The organism is Phytohabitans rumicis, from assembly GCF_011764445.1.
In the GTDB taxonomy this organism is placed as follows: Bacteria; Actinomycetota; Actinomycetes; order Mycobacteriales; family Micromonosporaceae; genus Phytohabitans; species Phytohabitans rumicis.
Map to the genome: position 1 here is coordinate 4,965,366 of NZ_BLPG01000001.1, position 16,040 is coordinate 4,981,405.

General features: G+C 70.6%; 16 protein-coding genes and 1 pseudogene. 9 read left to right on the forward strand and 8 right to left on the reverse strand.

Annotation, left to right across the window (positions count from 1 at the left end; translation table 11 throughout):
* Nucleotides 1-37: 37 nt before the first annotated feature.
* Nucleotides 38-1,138, reverse strand: a complete 1,101-nt coding sequence (locus tag Prum_RS22355) for a lytic transglycosylase domain-containing protein (RefSeq protein WP_173078279.1) — start codon at nucleotides 1,136-1,138, stop codon at nucleotides 38-40.
* A 36-nt stretch (nucleotides 1,139-1,174) separates the two neighbouring features.
* Between Prum_RS22355 and Prum_RS22360 the strand changes: the two genes are divergently transcribed.
* Both Prum_RS22360 and Prum_RS22365 read left to right on the forward strand, forming a co-directional pair.
* The gene (locus Prum_RS22360; protein WP_173078280.1) at nucleotides 1,175-1,402 is read left to right on the forward strand and encodes an FmdB family zinc ribbon protein; all 228 of its coding nucleotides are present in this window, start codon (nucleotides 1,175-1,177) and stop codon (nucleotides 1,400-1,402) included.
* A 227-nt stretch (nucleotides 1,403-1,629) separates the two neighbouring features.
* Nucleotides 1,630-4,383, forward strand: a complete 2,754-nt coding sequence (locus tag Prum_RS22365) for an adenylate/guanylate cyclase domain-containing protein (protein ID WP_173078281.1) — start codon at nucleotides 1,630-1,632, stop codon at nucleotides 4,381-4,383.
* A 65-nt stretch (nucleotides 4,384-4,448) separates the two neighbouring features.
* Here Prum_RS22365 and Prum_RS22370 read toward each other — a convergent pair whose 3' ends face one another.
* Complete coding sequence (locus Prum_RS22370; protein WP_173078282.1) at nucleotides 4,449-4,949, reverse strand: phospholipase; 501 nt, start codon at nucleotides 4,947-4,949, stop codon at nucleotides 4,449-4,451.
* A gap of 174 nt (nucleotides 4,950-5,123) precedes the next feature.
* The gene (locus Prum_RS22375; RefSeq protein ID WP_173078283.1) at nucleotides 5,124-6,815 is read right to left on the reverse strand and encodes a glycoside hydrolase family 10-like protein; all 1,692 of its coding nucleotides are present in this window, start codon (nucleotides 6,813-6,815) and stop codon (nucleotides 5,124-5,126) included.
* A 101-nt stretch (nucleotides 6,816-6,916) separates the two neighbouring features.
* Here Prum_RS22375 and Prum_RS22380 point away from each other — a divergent pair, with 101 nt between their 5' ends.
* Nucleotides 6,917-7,186 carry a hypothetical protein gene (locus tag Prum_RS22380; protein WP_173078284.1) on the forward strand — a complete coding sequence of 90 codons (270 nt, stop codon included), beginning with the start codon at nucleotides 6,917-6,919 and terminating at the stop codon, nucleotides 7,184-7,186.
* Nucleotides 7,187-7,322: 136 nt separating this feature from the next.
* Here the strand turns inward: Prum_RS22380 and Prum_RS22385 are convergent, their stop codons facing one another.
* Together Prum_RS22385 and Prum_RS22390 are read right to left on the reverse strand one after the other, a co-directional pair.
* Complete coding sequence (locus Prum_RS22385; protein WP_173078285.1) at nucleotides 7,323-8,357, reverse strand: 2-oxoacid:ferredoxin oxidoreductase subunit beta; 1,035 nt, start codon at nucleotides 8,355-8,357, stop codon at nucleotides 7,323-7,325.
* Nucleotides 8,350-10,197, reverse strand: a complete 1,848-nt coding sequence (locus tag Prum_RS22390; protein WP_173078286.1) for a 2-oxoacid:acceptor oxidoreductase subunit alpha — start codon at nucleotides 10,195-10,197, stop codon at nucleotides 8,350-8,352. Before Prum_RS22390 ends, Prum_RS22385 begins: the two co-directional genes overlap by 8 nt.
* A 165-nt stretch (nucleotides 10,198-10,362) precedes the next feature.
* Here Prum_RS22390 and ndhC point away from each other — a divergent pair, with 165 nt between their 5' ends.
* On the forward strand, nucleotides 10,363-10,740 hold the full coding sequence (gene ndhC, locus Prum_RS22395) for an NADH-quinone oxidoreductase subunit A (RefSeq protein ID WP_173078287.1): 378 nt from the start codon (nucleotides 10,363-10,365) through the stop codon (nucleotides 10,738-10,740).
* A 58-nt stretch (nucleotides 10,741-10,798) separates the two neighbouring features.
* Here ndhC and folP read toward each other — a convergent pair whose 3' ends face one another.
* A complete protein-coding gene (gene folP / locus Prum_RS22400) occupies nucleotides 10,799-11,611 on the reverse strand; it encodes a dihydropteroate synthase (protein WP_173084038.1) in 813 nt (270 codons plus the stop codon).
* Between the two features lie 117 nt (nucleotides 11,612-11,728).
* On the opposite strand from folP, the gene Prum_RS22405 reads away from it, so the two are divergent.
* The 4 genes and pseudogenes from Prum_RS22405 to Prum_RS22420 all read left to right on the forward strand — a co-directional run bounded on the left by Prum_RS22405 (nucleotide 11,729) and on the right by Prum_RS22420 (nucleotide 14,054).
* Nucleotides 11,729-12,421: a DivIVA domain-containing protein gene (locus tag Prum_RS22405; RefSeq protein WP_173078288.1), complete on the forward strand. Its 693-nt coding sequence runs from the start codon at nucleotides 11,729-11,731 to the stop codon at nucleotides 12,419-12,421.
* Entirely contained in the window at nucleotides 12,418-12,903 is a 486-nt protein-coding gene (locus Prum_RS22410; RefSeq protein WP_173078289.1) for an SRPBCC family protein, read from the forward strand. Before Prum_RS22405 ends, Prum_RS22410 begins: the two co-directional genes overlap by 4 nt.
* Nucleotides 12,903-13,475, forward strand: coding sequence for a DNA-3-methyladenine glycosylase I (locus Prum_RS22415; RefSeq protein WP_173078290.1), 573 nt, complete (start codon nucleotides 12,903-12,905; stop codon nucleotides 13,473-13,475). The genes Prum_RS22410 and Prum_RS22415 overlap by 1 nt, the downstream gene beginning before the upstream one ends.
* Nucleotides 13,476-13,488: 13 nt before the next feature.
* Nucleotides 13,489-14,054 (forward strand): annotated as a pseudogene (locus tag Prum_RS22420) (hypothetical protein).
* Here Prum_RS22420 and Prum_RS22425 read toward each other — a convergent pair.
* Both Prum_RS22425 and Prum_RS22430 read right to left on the reverse strand, forming a co-directional pair.
* Nucleotides 14,051-14,842 carry an enoyl-CoA hydratase-related protein gene (locus Prum_RS22425; protein ID WP_173078291.1) on the reverse strand — a complete coding sequence of 264 codons (792 nt, stop codon included), beginning with the start codon at nucleotides 14,840-14,842 and terminating at the stop codon, nucleotides 14,051-14,053. The pseudogene Prum_RS22420 and the gene Prum_RS22425 sit on opposite strands and share 4 nt — an antisense overlap.
* Nucleotides 14,839-15,645: a PaaX family transcriptional regulator gene (locus tag Prum_RS22430; protein WP_173078292.1), complete on the reverse strand. Its 807-nt coding sequence runs from the start codon at nucleotides 15,643-15,645 to the stop codon at nucleotides 14,839-14,841. Before Prum_RS22430 ends, Prum_RS22425 begins: the two co-directional genes overlap by 4 nt.
* A gap of 192 nt (nucleotides 15,646-15,837) precedes the next feature.
* On the opposite strand from Prum_RS22430, the gene Prum_RS22435 reads away from it, so the two are divergent.
* Nucleotides 15,838-16,005, forward strand: a complete 168-nt coding sequence (locus tag Prum_RS22435) for a DUF3117 domain-containing protein (RefSeq protein WP_007455245.1) — start codon at nucleotides 15,838-15,840, stop codon at nucleotides 16,003-16,005.
* Nucleotides 16,006-16,040 lie beyond the last annotated feature (35 nt).

A 16,040-nucleotide genomic window follows, 5' to 3' on the forward strand; every position in this document is an offset into this window, starting at 1 on the left:
AAGGGTCTTCGTTCTTCAAAGTGCCTATGAGGTGACGCTATGTGCGGCTCTTCGCCCCGTAGTCATTTGCCGCGTCAAACACTGCCTGCGCATATGGTTTCACGTCGTTGTATGAATAGATCGCGTTCCACCAATCCGTGCCGCTGCTCAGGTTGCGCGTACCCTGACACAGATAGTTACCGGCCGCGAGCGTCGCGTCATCAATATCGTTCGGGTCCTTGAGACCGTCGTTGTCCGCGTCGATCTCGTGCAGCCGCCACGTGGACGGGATGAACTGCATCGGCCCGACCGCCCGGTCGTATGTGAGGTCGCCGTCCAGCACCCCGTCGTCGGAATCCAGGATCCGCTGGGTGTTGTTGGTGCCGTCGAGGGCCGGGCCGAGGATCCGCGGCGCCGACTGCCCGTCGGTGCCCAGCGTGGCGTTGTGCCGGCCGTGGTTGGACTCGACCTTGCCGATCGCCGCGAGCGTGGTCCATCGCAGTTGGCAGCCCGGGCGGGTCTGGGCGAGGACCAACTCGGCGTAGCCGTACGCCTGCATCGCCACCCACGGAATGTCTACCTTGGTGGCGGTTTGGGTGGCCCAGCCGGCCAGCACGTCGGCCGGGCGCCCAACGGAGGCCGCCCCGGTCGCCGTGGGCGTGGCCGTCGGTACCGTCGTGGGGAATCCGCCGGTCGGGATGCCGGTCGGCCCGAGGGCGTCCGGCGCCTGTGCCGTCCCGGTGGCCTCCGGGCTCGGCGTGCCGCCGGCGGCGTCCGTGCGCGAGCCGGCGGTCATCGGGATCACGATGGCACCGGCCCCCGCGCCCGCCACGACGAGCACGAGCAGCAGCACGCCGGGCAGTGTCAGCCGGCCGCTCGGCCGCCGCGCCCACGAGCCCACCGCACGGGCCGCCTGCCGCGGTCCGGGCATCCGCCGCCGTGGTCGTTCTGGCTTAGGCGCATCGGGTACGACAGAAGCGGGCCCCACCGTGACCGTAGCCGGCTCGGATTTCGGTGCGGGCGTGCTCGCCTCCGGCTCCTGCTCGGGAGCCGCTCCGGAGCTGCCCAGCGGCCCGGCCCACTCGGGAGTGGCCGAGCGCAACGGTCGCTCTGTCGGTGGTGTCGCCTCCCCGTCCGCCACCCGTCGAGTATGTCTCATCGCGCTGCGGAGCGGGTTCGTCGTACCCTGTTTGTCATGCCCCGGTACGAGTTTCGGTGCCGCGCCTGCGGCGACACATTCGAGGTCAATCGCCCGATGACCGATTCTGGTCAGCCGGCGTCCTGTCCACAGGGCCACGCCGACACCGTCAAGCTGCTGTCCGCCGTGTCCGTCACCGGGCGTGGCTCGGCCGCCACCGGTGGATCTGGTGCGAGCGCCGCGGGGGGCGGCGGGTGCTGCGGAGGCGGGTGTGGCTGCGGCTGAGGCCGTAAGGCCCTAGTTGTTTGACCTCTCGTACCACAACTGAGTACGCCGGTTGTCGTTACGTCAGCCGTAGCACCCCTCGCATACCCCGCTCGTGTGTCCGGCTCGGTGAGATCGCCCCTGGCTATGGCCTTGGGGTGGGTCTGTACCGGCCGTTCCTACGATGTGCCAGGTTGCGGAGGTGCGGCAGCATGAACCGCGACTTCCAGGGGGCGGAGGTTCCACGCGTGTCGGCACGGATTCACCTGCCGAATGGGCTGGTGACTTTCATGTTCACCGACATCGAGGGCTCAACCAGGTTGGCCCAGATGCTCGGTGCGGGTTACCGACCGGTGCTGAGTGAGCACCGGCGGTTACTGCGTCGTACTTTGTCCGAGAGTGACGGTACGGAACTCTTCACCGAGGGTGATTCGTTCTTCGTGGCGTTTTCCGATGCCGCGGCGGCGGTCGATGCCTGCCTGACCGCGCAACGGGCGTTGGCCGCGCACGAGTGGCCGTCCGCGGAGTCCACCCCGAGAGTGCGCATGGGTTTGCACACCGGACAGGCCGAGGCCGTCAACGGCGAATACGCCAGTCCCGAGGTGCACCGGGCGGCGCGGATCGCCGCGGCGGCCCACGGCGGCCAGGTGCTGTGTTCGGCGGCGACCGCCCGGCACGCGGCCCCGCTGCCGCCCGAGGCGTCGCTGCTCGACCTGGGCCTGCACCGGCTGCGCGGCTTCGACGACCGGGAGCGGCTCTTCCAGTTGGTCGCGCCGGGGTTGGAGCGGCAGTTCCCGCGCCCGCGTACGGCCGACGCCGCCTCGCACAACCTGCCGACCCAGGTGACCTCGTTCGTCGGGCGGCACGCCGAGCGGTCCGAGCTGGGCACGCTCATGTCCGAGCACCGGCTGGTGACGGTGGTGGGTGCCGGCGGGGCGGGCAAGACCAGGCTCGCCGTGGAGCTGACCGGCGGGCTCGTCGAGACGTACCCGGATGGGGTGTGGTTTGTCGACGTCGCGACGGTGACCGACCCGGGCCTGGTGGCGTTCGCGATCGCCGCGGTGCTCGGGCTGCGCCCGGAGCCGGGCCGGCCGGTGGTCGACACGCTGGTGGAGTACGCCGCGTCGCGGCGGATGCTGCTGCTTCTGGACACCTGCGACGCGCAGCTCACGGCGGCCGCTGAGGTGATCTCGCGGCTGCTCACCGGCGGCGGTGGGGTACGGGTGCTGGCGACGAGCCGGGAGCCGTTCATGCTGCCGGGCGAGGCGGTGTGGCGGATCCCGCCGCTGTCCGTGGCGCCCGGGCCCGGTGGCGGCCCGAGCGAGGCGGTCGCGCTGCTGCTGGACCGCACGACCGCGTCCCGGGGTGGCCGGCGTTCCGACCCGGCCGAATCCGACGACCTGCACCGTGTGGTCTCCCGGCTGGACGGGCTGCCGCTGGCGATCGAGCTGGCGGCGGCGCGGCTACGCGTGCTGTCCGCGAGCCAGCTGGCCGAGCGGCTCGACGACGTGCTGGGCGCGCTCGACGCGGGGCGCGACGACCCCGAGCAGACGTACGCGGGCGACGGCCGCTGGATCGCCAGCCAGATGGAGACCGTCGACCTGGCTCGCACCCCGGCCGGCAAACGCACCCTGGCGACCCGGTCGGCGACTCAGCGGCACGCGACCATCCAGGCGACGGTGACCTGGTCGTACCGGACGCTGGGCCCGCGGGCGGCGCGGCTGCTGCGCTGGCTGGCGGTGTTCTCCGGGCCGGTCGACCTGCAGACGGTGGAGTGGCTGCTCGACGACGACCCGCTGGACCCGCTGTCCGTGCTGGTCGACAAGTCGATGATTCAAGCCGAGCCGCACGCGTCGGGTACGACGTACCGGATGCTGGACCCGATCCGGGCGTACGCGGCCCGGCGGCTGGTCGACGCGGGTGAGGAGCGGGCGGCGCGGGACCGGCACGTGGCCTGGTCCCTGTACGCCCTGCAGAAGGCGCACCTGGGCCCGGACGAGCGGCCGGTGACGCTGTCGCTGTACTCGCTGGACCCGCTCGCGGACGAGATGCGTGCCGCCCTGCGCTGGACCGCGACCGGGGGCAGCGCGCGGGCCGGCCTGCGGCTGGCCGGTGGCCTGGACCAGTGGTGGCGCGAGCGCGGGCTGGCCCGGGAGGGCCGGCTCTGGCTGTTCCGGCTGTACGGGCGGATCGCCGAGACCGGCGAGCCGATCCCGGAGGCGGAGCTGGCGGCGGCGTACCACATGCACTCGCTACACGCCGGCGCCGACGGTGAGTTCGCCGAGGAGCTGCGTTTCTCGCAGCGGGCCGAGGCGGCGGCGCGGCAGGCCGGCGACGCGGGCCTGCTCGCCCGGGTGCTCGCCGGGCGAGGCGGCACGCTGGTCGACATGGGCCAGCTCGCCGACGCCGAGCGGGTCTGCCGCGAGGTGATCGACTGGGCCGCCGCCAGCGACGTGGCCAACGAGGCCCTGCTCGCCGTCTACACCCTCGCCGAGCTGCTGTGGCAGCGCGGGGCGCTGGACGACGCGTCCGAGGTGCTCGGCGCGGCCCGCCCGCTGGAGGCCGCCCGTCCGGCCGAGCGCGGCCGGCGCAGCGTGGACTTCCTGCTCGGCATGGTGGCGCTGGGCCGCCGCGACCTGATCGCCGCGCATGACCACCTAGTGGTGGCGCTGCGCTCCCGGATCGGGCACGGCTTCCACAGCCGGGCGTGCGACGCGATCTGCGCGATCGCGGTGCGCTGCGCGCTGGGCGGGGACCCGGTGACCGCGGCCCGCCTGTTCGGGGCGGCGCAGGCCACCCGGTCGGCGCTGCGCAGCACACCGGGCCGGTTCGGCGCGTACTGGGCTGAGCGGCAGGCGGCTGTCCGGGCCGCGCTGGGCGACGCGGCCTTCGACACCGCGTACGCCGAGGGCGGCGCCCTGTCGGTGGCCGATGCAGCCTCCCTGGCCCTATCGGTAGACCACCCCGACATGGCCCTAGGCTCCCCCCGCTTCGCCGCCTGAGCTGCAAGGAAGGGCCCCCTGTTAACGCTTTTTGCATAGCAGGGGGCCCTTCCTAACTCGCGTGGCTAGAGGAGGGCCTTCGCCTCCGCTATCTGGGCGTCGCTCACGACAACGCTGCCGAACTGCTTCACGGCCTGGTAGTACGTCCAGGCCAGGGCCAGGCAGGCGGGACGGACCACGACGTTGTACGTGTTGCACTTGCGCTTGAGGTCCTCGTAGAAGGCGCTGTCGATGCGCGCCTTGTTGGCCGGGAAGATCCCGGCCGCCTTGTGGTTGCGGTAGCCGAAGTCGTGGCGCCAGCAGGAGTACCTGAAGTCGAACCCGAGCGGGTTGTCGGGGCTGCTTGAGCAGAGGTCCGTTGACCAGTCGAAGGCGTAGTCGGCCCAGGCGCCCTGGTTCTGGCGCGCGGAGTTCCAGGCGTTGTAGCTGCTGGCGCTGGTCTGCGTCCAGCTGGACAGGACGGCCGGCTTGTCGGCCGGTACGGCGGCGGCTGGACCGGCCACCCCGAGGGCGGTGAGGATTGCGAGGGGCACCGCGACGAGCAGCGTGGCGAACCGACGGGGCATGTGGATCCTCCCGGGGGTAGGGGGACTTAACGTTCCCTCAGTGTCGGGGTATCGCCTTTCGTGGATCTATATCGTTCGCACCTGTCGATGAATTCGACGTGAAGCACTCCCGTGCTGGTCGCGTCGATCACGGACTTCCGTGCCGATCAAGGGCAAATGGTCGTGAATCGGAGATCAAACCACGACCGTTTGCCCTTGATCGGCGAGAAAGGTGGGGGAGCCCCTAGCGGAGGATGGGGCGTGGGGGCTGGGTGGGCTTTCGTTCCACTGGCGGTCCAGCGCGGTCACGTAGTACGTGTACCGCTGGCCGGGCTCGGCCGACGCGTCGGTGAAGGACGTGTCGCGGGTGGTGCCGAGCAGGTGCGCCGCGTCCGCGAAGCCGCACCGGCCGGGCAGGGTGATCCCGTCGAACCGGTACACGGCGTACGAGGTGGGCTTGCTCAGCGGGGTGAACCAGCGCAGGCGTACCCCGTCGGCGGTCCGGGACGCGTCCGTGACGATCGGGAACATCAGCGGCTTGTGCGGCTTGTGCTCCATCGCGGGCACCAGTGCCGGCTTGGAGTAGTGGTCCGCGGCGTACCGCGTGGTGGCGCCGAGCTTGTCCGCCCGCACCTGCACCGCGCTGAAGTGCACGTTGCCGGCGACCTGCGGATAGTCCCGGTTGAACGTCAGGTGCCGGGACATCTCGGCCGGGTCCTGCCAGGCCGCGGGCTGCGCCGGGTCACCGATCTTGTAGTCGGCCTGCCCGATGTAGAGCTGCACCCGCGTACCGGCGACCACGTCCGACCACCACGGCACGAGCTTGGCGTAGTCGGCGACGGCCAGGCCCATGTGCCAGTAGATCTGCGGCAGGATGTAGTCGATCCACTCCTCCTTGACCCACTTGCGGGTGTCCGCGAAGTTCGCCTCGTACGACTGGGTCCCGCTGGTCTCCGAGCCGAGCGGGTCGGCCGCCTTGTTGCGCCAGATGCCGAACGGGCTGATGCCGAACTTCACCCAGGGCTTGACCGCCTTGAGCTTCTGGCCGAACTCCTGGACGAGCAGGTCGATGTTGTTGCGCCGCCAGTCGGCCTTGCTGGCGAAGCCGGCGCCGTACTGGGTGAACGTCGCCGCGTCGGGGAAGTCCTGCCCGGCCGCCGGGTACGGGTAGAAGTAGTCGTCGAAGTGGACGCCGTCGATGTCGTACCGCCGTACCGCGTCCATGATCGCCGTCTGCACGAACTGGCGTACTTCCGGAATGCCCGGGTTGTAGTAGAGCCGCGACCCGGCCGCGTTGACCGGATAGGCGACCGCCCAGTCCGGGTGCTGGCGCACCGGGTGGTTGGGGGCGAGCTTGTTGACGTCCGGGCCGGCACCCTGCGGCATGGAGATCCGGTACGGGTTGAACCACGCGTGGAACTCCAGGTTGCGCTTGTGCGCCTCTTCGACCAGGAACGCCAGCGGATCCCAGCCGGGCGAGACGCCGTCGCGGGCGCCGGTGAGCCACTCCGACCACGGCTCGTACGGCGACGGCCAGAACGCGTCCGCCGTCGGCCGGATCTGCACGATCACCGCGTTGTGGTTGAGTCGCTGGGCAAGGTCGAGCCAGTCCAGGTACTCCGCCTTGATCTTGTCAGCGGCCAGCGCCGGTGCGCTCGGCCAGTCGATGTTGACCACGCTCGCGATCCACATCGCCCGGAACTGTCGCTTCGGCATGTCCGGGTTGGGCGTACAAGTAGTTTTTGTCGTATCTGTGGCTGGTGCAGTGGGGTTGGTTGTCTCTGTCGCCGGTGCGGCGCTCGCGCTCGCCGCGGGGCAGGCGAGCCCGGCGGCGAGGATCGCCGCTGCCACCAGCCCGGCCCGCACGCGGGCCGATCGTGCCCTCATGAGCTTTCCCTTCGACAACATCTGCCGCCGTTTATCTACAGCTAGAAGGAAATTTTCATACTGGGTACGCCTCGCGCAAGCCCCGGGTTTTCCCTGATGCGATGGTTGACCCGGTGGAGGACCCTGGGGTCATGGGACGTTTCTTGGCCTGGACCGCGGTGGGAGTCGTCGCCGTGGTAGCGGTGGGCTGGCTGGCGATCGCGCTGCTGAAGGCGCTGCTGGGTGTGGCCGTGTATCTGATCGTGGGCGCGGCCGTGATCGGCGGCGGGGCAATCCTCTACCGCAAGGCGCGGCGCGCGATCAACCGTGACGAGCGGTTGCAGAAGCGCATCGAGGCGGCGACCACCACCTACCGCCAGCGCACTCGCTGACGGTAGGTAGCTGAGCCTGCTGAGTTCGTTCGCTCCGCGCCGCCCGAAGCGCCGCCTTGCCAGCGGCGGCCGCGTCCGTGGCGGTGCGGACCGCGACGCCACTGACAAAGCGGCGCCGCGGCGCTGCACGAACGAACTAGAGGATCGTCCAGGTGTCGCCGCCGGTCAGGAGGCCGGCGAGCTGCTCCTCGGGCGTTCCGGTGGCCTTCGCCTTGGCCGCGTCGAGCTGGCTCTGCACGAGGTTGTCGTACGACGGCCGGGACACGTTGCGGAAGACCCCGATCGGGGTGTTGCGCAGGTCCTCGCCCGGCAGCCGGGACAGGGCGAACGCGTACGCCGGCTCGGCCACTCCCGCGTCGTGCACCACGATGTCGTCGGGTGCGACGGAGGCGGTGTCGCGCACCTCCAGGCCGAACCCGCCCGGCGGGTGCACCACGCAGAACTGCCCGTCCTTGCCGAACGTGATCGGTTGGCCGTGCTCCAGGCGGATCAGGTAGTCGTCGCGGGTGCCCACGTCCTTGAGCTCGTCGAACGCGCCGTCGTTGAAGATGTTGCAGTTCTGGTAGATCTCCACGAACGCTGAGCCGTTGTGCTCCGCCGCCGCGCGCAGCACGGACTGCAGGTGCTTGCGGTCCGAGTCGATCGTGCGGGCCACGAACGTTGCCTCCGCGCCCAGCGCCAGCGACAGCGGGTTGAACGGCGAGTCCGCCGAGCCGGCCGGCGTCGACTTCGTGATCTTGCCGAGCTCCGACGTGGGCGAGTACTGGCCCTTGGTCAACCCGTAGATCCGGTTGTTGAAGAGCAGGATCTTGAGGTTGACGTTGCGCCGGAGAGCGTGGATCAGGTGGTTGCCGCCGATCGACAGCGCGTCGCCGTCACCGGTGACCACCCAGACCGACAGGTCCGGCCGGCTCACGGATAGGCCGGTGGCGATCGCCGGCGCGCGGCCGTGGATCGAGTGCAGCCCGTACGTGTTCATGTAGTACGGGAACCGCGACGAGCAGCCGATCCCGGAGACGAAGACGATCCGCTCGCGCGGGATGTTGAGCTCCGGCATGAACGACTGCACGGCGGCGAGGATCGCGTAGTCGCCGCAGCCCGGGCACCAGCGCACCTCCTGGTCGGACTTGAAGTCCTTGGTGGTGAGCTTGAGAGCGATGGGCTCAGGCATTTTTAACCACTTCTTCCAGCATCGTCTCCAGCTCCGAGGCGGTGAACGGCAGGCCGCGGACCTGGTTGTACGGGATCGCGTCGACGAGGTAGCGGGCCCGGATGACGTGGGCGAGCTGGCCCAGGTTCATCTCCGGGATGACGACGCGGTCGTAGCGGCTCAGCACGTCGCCGAGGTTGCCCGGCATGGGGGCGAGGTGACGCAGGTGCGCTTGGGCGATCGAGTGGCCGCGCTGGCGCAGCGTACGGCAGGCGGCGCCGATCGGACCGTACGTCGAGCCCCAGCCGAGCACCAGCACGCGGGCATCGCCGTCCGGGTCCTCGACCTCCATGTCGGGCACCTCGATCGCCTCGATCCGGGCGGCCCGGGTGCGCACCATGAAGTCGTGGTTGGCCGGGTCGTACGAGATGTCGCCGGTCTTGTCCGCCTTTTCCAGGCCGCCGATCCGGTGCTCCAACCCGGGCGTGCCGGGGATCGCCCACGGCCGGGCGAGCGTCCGCGGGTCGCGCAGGTACGGCAGGAACGTGCTGCCGTCCTCGCCGTTCGGCTCGGTGGCGAACTCGACCCGCAGGTCGGGCAGGGAGTCGATGTCGGGCAGCAGCCACGGCTCCGACCCGTTCGCCACGTAGTTGTCGGACAGCAGGATCACCGGTGTGCGGTGGGTCAGCGCGATCCGGGCCGCCTCGATGGCCGCGTGGAAGCAGTCCGACGGCGACTTGGGCGCGATGACCGCCACCGGCGCCTCGCCGTGCCGGCCGAACAGCGCCATGTTGAGGTCGGCCTGCTCGGTCTTGGTGGGCATGCCGGTCGACGGGCCGGCGCGCTGCACGTCGACGATCACCAGGGGCAGCTCCAGCGCGACCGCCAGGGAGATCGTCTCGCCCTTGAGCGCCACGCCCGGGCCGCTGGTGGTGGTGATGCCGAGCGCACCGCCGTACGACGCGCCCAGCGCCGCGCCGATGGCCGCGATCTCGTCCTCGGCCTGCATCGTCGTGATGCCGAACCGCTTGTGCTTGCTCAGCTCGTGGAGGATGTCGGACGCCGGGGTGATCGGGTACGCACCGAGGAAGACGGGCAGCTTGGACCGTACCGCCACGGCGATGATGCCCAGCGCGAGCGCGGCGTTTCCGGTGATGTTGCGGTAGGTGCCCGGCGGCATCTTGGCCGGCTTCACCTCGTACCGGACGCCGAAGTCCTCGGTGGTCTCGCCGAAGTTCCAGCCGGCCTTGAAGGCGGCGATGTTGGCGCTCACCAGCTCCGGGCGGGCGGCGAACTTGCGCTCCAGGAACCGGATGGTCGACTCGTAGGGCCGCGAGTACATCCAGGAGAGCAGGCCGAGCGCGAACATGTTCTTGGCGCGCTCGGCGTCCTTTTTCGACACCGCGTGGTCGGCGAGCGCGCCCACGGTCATGCTCGTCAAGCCCACCGGGTGCACGGAATACCCGTCGAGGGAGCCGTCCTCCAGCGGATTGGCCGCGTAGCCCACCTTGGCCAGGTTGCGCTTGGTGAACTCGTCGGTGTTGACGATGATGTCCGCGCCGCGGGGCAGGTCGCCGAGGTTGGCCTTGAGGGCCGCCGGGTTCATCGCGACGAGCACGTTCGGCGCGTCACCCGGGGTCAGGATGTCGTAGTCGGCGAAATGCACCTGAAAACTGGACACTCCGGGCAACGTGCCGGCGGGCGCGCGGATTTCGGCCGGGAAGTTGGGCAGCGTGGAGATGTCGTTGCCGAGCTGGGCGGTCTCCGAGGTGAACCGGTCTCCGGTGAGCTGCATACCGTCGCCTGAGTCGCCAGCGAATCGGATGACCACCCGATCAAGCTGGCGGACCTGCTTGGTCACTGACCTCTGCCTCCTTGCGCGCCGACGGCGGCGGGTTCGCACGTCGATGGGCCGGCCCGCTGTTGTATTTCCACCCCTGAGGGTACGTCGAATTCTGGGACCATCCTGACCCCGGGTCGGCCTCGCGGTCACGGGTTATCTTGATCACGGAGTAGGCTCCGGACCGTGGACGGGTATCTCGGGTCGTACGCGACGCTGGGGTTACTGCTGCTCGCGGGGGTGCTGGTCTTCGTCGGGGCGTTTTCGGCCAATCGGCTGCTGCGACCGGCCAATCCGGCCGAGCCGTCCGGCAAGCGCGAGACGTACGAGTGTGGCATCGACCCGGTTGGTAGGGATTGGGCCCAGGCCCAGATCCGCTATTACGTGTATGCCTATCTATATGTCCTGTTTGCCGTGGAGTCCGTTTTTCTCTTCCCCTGGGCGGTGATCTTCGACCGTCCCGGGTTCGGGCTCACCACGGTGGTCGAGATGGCGATCTTCGTGGCGGTGCTCGCCCTCGGCATCCTGTACGCCTGGCGCAAGCGCATCCTCCGCTGGACCTAGCTGCAAGGAAGGGCACCCTGTTAACGCTTTTTGCATAGCAAGGGTCCCCTCCTAACAGTCAGGCGAGGGCGCGGCGGCTCACGGCTGGGGGGCGGTCGCCTCGGATCGAGGCGACCATGTCGAGCACCTGGCGGGTCTCGCGCACCTGGTGGGCGCGGAAGACGCGGGCGCCGAGCCAGGCCGACACCGCGGTCGTCGCGAGCGTGCCGGTGAGCCGCTCGCCCACCGGCACGCCGAGGGTCTCCCCGACGAAGTCCTTGTTCGACAGCGCCACCAGCACCGGCCAGCCCGTCGCGGCCAGCTCGCCCAGCCGCCGTGTGATCTCCAGCGAGTGCCGGGTGTTCTTGCCGAAGTCGTGCGCCGGGTCGATCAGGATGCCGTCGCGACGTACGCCCACCGCACAGGCCCTGTCGGCGAGGCGCGTGACGGTGCTGACCACGTCCGCCACCACGTCGTCGTAGGCGACCCGGTGCGGCCGGGTGCGCGGCCGGAGCCGGCCCGCGTGCGAGCACACCAGGCCCGCGCCGGTGGCCGCGGCGACCTCGGCGAGGGCCGGGTCGGCGCCGGACCAGGTGTCGTTGAGCAGGTCGGCGCCCGCCGGGATGGCCTCCCGGGCCACCTCCGCCCGCCACGTGTCGATGGAGATCACCACGTCGGGGAATTCGGCCCGTACCGCGGCGATGGTGGCCACTGTGCGGTCGATCTCCTCGGCGACGGTGACCTCCGCGCCCGGCCCGGCCTTCACGCCGCCGATGTCGATGATGTCCGCGCCGTCCGCGACGGCCTGCGACACGGCGCGCAGGGCGGCGTCCGCGGCGAAGGTGGCGCCGCGGTCGAAGAAAGAGTCCGGGGTACGGTTCACGATCGCCATCACGGCCAGCTCACCTGGTGGGAACGTGCGGGTACCGAGGCGCAGGTCGCTCACGCGATCACGCTATCCCGGGGTGGCGGGGTCGCCCGGTTCGGCCGACCATGCCACGATCCTTCTATGGGTCAGGTACTCCTCCTCTTGGTCGTGGCGTTGACCGTCGCGGCGGTGGTCTTCGGCGTCACCGTGCTGGTGACGGGCGGGGATCCGGGACTGGGCACAGCCGAGCCGGACGGTCGGGCGGTGCCGCTGCCCGGCACCCGGCCATTGATGGAGGCCGACGTCTCGGCGGTGCGCTTCGACACGACCGTGCGCGGCTACCGGATGGCCCAGGTCGACCAGGCGCTGCGCCGTGCGGCGTACGACATCGGATACAAGGACGAGCTCATCGGCGTGCTGGAGGCGGAGGTCACCGCGCTCCGCGAGGGCCGCTCGAACGACGCGGACGTGCTGCGTCGCGCCCGTGAGGCGGCGTTGGCACCCACCGGCGCGGCGGTTGGCGGGGCGGGCCTCGGGCCGGCGGTCCCGCCCGCGGGCCTCGTCGACCTCGGGGACGTGTCGGGCCCGCCCATCAACTCGGACAATAGCGATAAGACGCCCGTCGTCGTGATCAGCGCGGATGAAGCCGACGAAGCGGACGAGGCGAGCGACGCCGAGCCGGACGGGATCGACGACGAGGTCGACACGGACACCGAGCCCGAGGCCGATGACGACGCGGTCGAGGACGGCGAGGATGGGGAGGACGGCGAGCCCGAGGACGACGTCGACACCGACGTCCGGGCCAAGCTTCCGGATCGAGATGAGCGGGCATGAGTGAGGCGGGTGAGCTGCGGGCGGCCGCGCAGCCCGGTGCGGGCGAGGTCACCGCGACGGTGATCGTGAACGCGCCGGCCGCGGCGGTCTTCGCGGCGTTCACCGCGTGGGAGCGGCAGTCGGACTGGATCCCGTTCACGAAGGTGCGCGTGGTCGAGGGCAACGGCGGCGAGGGCAGCCTGGTCGAGGCGGTCACCGCGGTCGGCCCGGCCGTGCTGCGCGACGAGATGCGCGTCGTCCGGCTCGACCCGCCGTACGAGGTGCGCGTGGTCCACTGCGGCCGGCTGTTGCGCGGGCCCGGCGTACTGCGGTGCACCCCGATGGGCAGCGACCGCACCCAGGTGGTCTGGCACGAGTGGTTCCACCTGCCGGGCGGGGTCGCCGGGCGGGTGGCCTGGCCGCTGCTGTGGCCCGGTTCCAAGGTGAGCCTCACGCAGGCGTTGAAGAAGTTCGCCCGGCTTGTCGAGGCCGGTCAAATCTGATGTCGGACCTGGTGATCGGGGCGGACGGGCTGCCCCGCTGCGCCTGGGGCGGCCGTACGCCGGAGTACATCGCCTACCACGATGAGGAGTGGGGCAAGCCGGTCCGCGACGACGACGCGCTCTACGAGAAGGTCAGTCTGGAGGCGTTCCAGTCTGGCCTGTCGTGGCTGACGATCCTGCGCAAGCGGGAGGCGTTTCGGGCCGGGTTCGACCGGTTCCACATCGAGACCGTGGCCAAGTACGGCGAGGCCGACATCGACCGGCTGCTCAACGACGCCGGCATCGTCCGCAATCGCGCCAAGATCGAGGCGGTCGTCAGCAATGCCCGCGCCGCGCTCGACCTGCCCGACGGGCTCGCCGCGCTGCTGTGGTCGTACGCGCCGCCGCCCCGCAAGAAGCGCCCGAAGTCGTTCGCCGAGGTGCCCGCGCTCACGCCCGAGTCCACCGCGATGGCCAAGGACCTGAAAAAGCGCGGATTCCGCTTCGTCGGGCCGACCACGGCGTACGCGCTGATGCAGGCCACCGGCATGGTCGACGACCACCTCGCCGGGTGCCACGTCGGCGCGCCGTGATGGGATTGCCCCCATGGCGCACTGGGCGGTGGTGATCTCGGATGAGAGGCACGAGGCGGAGCGGCTGTTCCACCACGACACCCTGGAGCTGACCGGCCTGGAAGGCGACCGCCCGGCCCCGGCGATCAGGTGCTGGTGCTCGCCGGGCGCGCGCACCCCGCCGTGGTCGCGCTGGGACTGGTCCGGCCCGGGACCGCCGAGCACGACCCGGACGACCCGCAGCCCAGCGACGACGAGCCACTTGTCGTGACGTACACCCATCGGATCTTTGACGAGCCGGTGCCGGCCGCGCAGCTCGCCCTCGGCGGGCCCGTGGCCCCGGTCGACGCCGGCACCTACCGCAAGCTCGCCGAGGCCGTGCGTCCGGCGGCCGACCGCAGCACCTGGATCGTGAGCCTCGACCTGCCGATCGAGGCATCCTCGCCGGCCGAGGCGGTCCGGCTCTTCTGGTCGTACGTCATGGAGCTGGGCCCGCGTGAGCTGCCCACGTTCGTCTCGCCGACCGGTGACGAGCTGGCGATGCAGGCGTTCGTGCTCGGCGAGGAGACCAACCTCGACCCGGAAGAGGACGAAGACTAGCGGCCCTCGAAGAGCGGCTTCTGCTTGTTGACGAAGGCGGTTGTGGCGTTCCGATGGTCGGCGGTGGCGCCGGTGATCGCCTGCGCCTGTGCCTCGGCCGCGAGGGCCTCGGACAGCGTGCCGGCGTCGCCGACCGAGAGCTGGCGCTTGATCGCCCCGTACGCGACGGTCGGGCCGGCCGCCAGGCGGGCGGCGAACTCCTGCGCGGTGGGCAGCACCAGATCGTCGTCGTCCACCAGCCGGGTGAGCAGGCCGAGCCGCACGGCCTCGGCCGACGGCACGGGCTCGGCCAGCATGAGCAGCTCGATGGCCTTGGCGTGGCCGACCAGCCGGGGCAGCGACCAGGAGGCGCCGGTGTCGGCGGCGAGCCCGACGTTGGCGAACGCCATGAGGAAGCTGGTCTTGGGTCCGCCGACCCGGAAGTCCGCGAGGAACGCGAGCGACGCGCCGGCGCCGGCGGCCATCCCGCGGACCGCGGCGACCACCGGCTTCGGCATGTTGGCCAGGCTGGACGCGATCGGGTTGTAGTGCGCCCGGACGGTGCCCAGCGGGTCGATCGAGCCGGACTCCAGGGTCTCCACGTGCTCGCGGAGATCCTGCCCCACGCAGAACGCCCGGCCCGCGCCGGTGAGCACGACGGCCCGGCAGGACCGGTCCCGCTCAAGGTCGGCGAGCGTGTCGCGCAGGGCCTCCTTCAGGGCCGTGTCCAGCGAGTTCAGCGAGTCCGGCCGGTTGAGCGTGAGGGTCACGACGGCGCCGGCGCGGTCGACGAGAAGCGGATCACTCAAGATTGTTGGCCCTTCTTCTGGTCCAGGCAGAGATCCACGTAGCGGTCGGCGGCGGGGCGCAGGCGCGCGGCGTGGCGGTCGAAGAACGCGGCCGCGCTGGTGCCGGCCCAGCGCTCGGGGAGCAGTGCCGGCGGCAGTTGCGGGTCCCGAAATAGAAACGTACGCCAGGCGTGCACGAGCCGGAACCGCGCCGCGTACGCCTCTTCGTCGGTGCTGCGGCTGGTGACCTGGGTGAGCAGGTCGCGCTGCTCGGTGACGAACCGCTCGTACGCCGTGCCGATCTCGGAGAGGTCCCAGGCGCGCCGGACCACGCCCATCGCCCCTGGCCCGCCCATGGCGTGGCTGGCGGTGAACCGCTCATACCGGATGCCGCCCTCGCTGAGCAGCCCGTCGACGTCCTCGCCGGGGCGCGGCGCCACCCATGTGCGCTCATCGAGCGCCCCATAGCCGAGGTACGCCAGGTTGTCGCCCAGCCGCTGGCGGTCGCGCCGGGACGGGGGCGGGTCGAGCACGATCAGGTCGAAGCGGCCGTCCCAGCTGATCTTGCCGGTGCGATAGATCCGACTTGCCGCTTCGTCCAACCGGCGGGCGGCTTTTGGGGTCAGCAGGTACCCGGGGCCCACGGAAAGCCGTAGCGGATGAAGCCACCCTTGCCGGACCATACGGGACACCGCGGTACGGACGGCTGGCGGCGCGATCCCAAGCGGCGCGAGCAACCTGACCAGGGCGGCAACCGGCGCGCGGCCACCCCGGGGACGGAGGTAGTCGCCGTAGAGGTCGAAGAGCGCCGACCGTGCCTGCATGACGGGACATTGTGACAGCCAACTTCAGGATAAGCTAGATGCTGTCACATCAATCCGGCTTCAGTTTGGGCTCAGCGGGTTTCATCAGGGAAAATCGTTGGTCGGCACCGCGGGCCGTGAGCGCGGTGACGCTGACGAAGTGGCTGTGGGGAGACCCACCGACCCTGGCGTAGAGGTCTGAGGGGAGACAACATGGCGGCGATGAAGCCGCGGACGGGCGACGGTCCGCTGGAGGTCACCAAGGAGGGCCGGGGCATCGTCATGCGGGTTCCGCTGGAGGGTGGTGGCCGGCTCGTCGTTGAGATGACTCCCGACGAGGCGAACGCGCTCGGTGACGCGCTGAAGGCCGCCGCCGGCTAGCTGTCACTGAATATGTGAGGCCCGCCGGGACGGCA